This is a genomic window from Nitratireductor soli (genome assembly GCF_001050155.1).
Classification (GTDB): Bacteria; Pseudomonadota; Alphaproteobacteria; order Rhizobiales; family Rhizobiaceae; genus Nitratireductor; species Nitratireductor soli.
This window is the reverse complement of sequence record NZ_LFVY01000038.1, coordinates 1-1,736: the sequence shown is the minus strand read 5'-3', so window position 1 is coordinate 1,736 and position 1,736 is coordinate 1. Positions and strand designations below refer to the sequence as shown.

Genomic DNA, 1,736 nt, shown 5'->3' with positions numbered 1-1,736 from the left:
TTCCTGGGGCTGGGGACATTGTCCGCCAGCGCGCAAACCATACCGCCGACATCGCCGTGTACGGTGGGAGGCAGCGTGACTGCGCCAGGATGGATCAATGCTTCGGGATCGCCGGATTGTTCCGACGTGAACGTTTGGGGATTTGGACTGACGCCTTGGAACAATGCACCCTTGCCGCCGAGTCCTACGGGCGATGCCACGTTCATGTCCATGTGGGCGACTGGTCCCACGGGCGGCGAAGCCATCCAGGCGACGATGTCCAATCTGATCGTCGGGCGCCAATATACGATTCCGTTCTTTGGGATACCTCGCGGCGCGGGGGGCAGCTACCCGCTTGCATGCGATGGAATGCAGCTTTCGACAACGGGAGTTTCGGAGGTCATTCTGCTTCCCAGTTCGAGCGCCTGGACTCAGCATGCCTTTGCTTTCACAGCGGTTTCGACATCTCAGCCGCTGACCGTGACAGCTTACAAGACTTCACCGGGCACTGCGTGCCTCGTTAGTTTCTCAATGGGTTCTGAGGTGATCGAGATCATCAAGACGTCGGCAAGTACGCCGGTGCTGGTGGGCGATGTCATAACGTTCACCATGACGGTGGAGAATACAGGCATTGGACAGCTCACCGGCGTTTCGATCAGCGAGGATATTCTGAAGCGCGCCGACGGCACGCCGCTAACCCTGACCTCCGGCCCGAGTTTCGTCTCGGCCAGCGGCGGCTCGCCGGAGGGGACGCTTGCGGTGGACGAGACCGCCACCTACACGGCGACCTATACGCTGGTACAGGCGGATGTGGACGCCGGCGGTATATCCAACCAGGCGACTGCCGAAGGCACCGACGAAAGCGGCAGTCTGTTTAGCGACATCTCCAGCGACACGCCGGGCATCGATGAGAAGGAGACGATTGTCGACATTCCGCGCGAGGGGAAGATGACGGTCGAGAAGGCTGGAGCGCTGGTGGATGCCAACAGCAACGGCACGCCGGATGTGGGGGAGATGATCGCCTATACGTTCACGGTGGCGAACACGGGCAATGCGACACTGACCGACGTGACGGTGACGGACACGAAAGCGACGGTGTCGGGCGGGCCGCTGGCCAGTTTGGCGGTGGCCGCATCCGACAGCACTACCTTCACCGGGGTTTACACGATCACCCAGGCGGACATCGATGCTGGTTCGTTCGAGAACACGGCTTCGGCGATGGCCAAGGACCCGGACGGCAATGACGTGACGGCGGATTCGAACCCGCCTGGCGGAGCACCTGGCGATCCAACGGTGGTCGAGCTCGACCAGGCCGGCGCGCACACGCTGGTGAAGGAGGGGACGCTTGCCGACGCCAACAGCAATGGGCGGCCGGATGCGGGCGAGGTGATCGACTACACGTTCACGGTAACGAACACGGGCAATGTGAGCCTGACGAACATCGCGGTGTCGGACGACAAGGCGACGGTGTCAGGCAGTCCGATCGCCGGACCGCTGGCGCCGGGGGCGGTGGATTCGACCAGCGTGACGGGCACCTACACGGTCACCCAGGCCGACATCGATGCGGGCAATGTCGACAATCACGCGACCTCGACGGCGAAGGACCCGAAGGGCGACGACGTGACGGCCCAGTCGAGCCCGCCCGGCGGCAATCCCGGCGATCCGACCTCGACGACGCTCGTCCAGGAGGGGGAGAGCGACTTCGTCAAGGAGGCGACGCATAACGATGCCAACGACAATGGCTTCGTCGATGCGGG

The 1,736-nt window shown here is 63.1% G+C and carries 2 protein-coding genes; one reads left to right on the top strand and one right to left on the bottom strand.

Going from position 1 to position 1,736, the window contains the following annotated elements; all coding sequences use genetic code 11:
• Positions 1-212, bottom strand: a 212-nt coding sequence (locus tag AB843_RS26025; protein WP_206412972.1) for a hypothetical protein, incomplete at its 3' end; no start/stop codon positions are given.
• Positions 213-522: 310 nt separating this feature from the next.
• Between AB843_RS26025 and AB843_RS24510 the strand changes: the two genes are divergently transcribed.
• The coding region (locus tag AB843_RS24510) for a DUF7507 domain-containing protein (RefSeq protein WP_162230659.1) at positions 523-1,736 on the top strand (1,214 nt) is incomplete at its 3' end.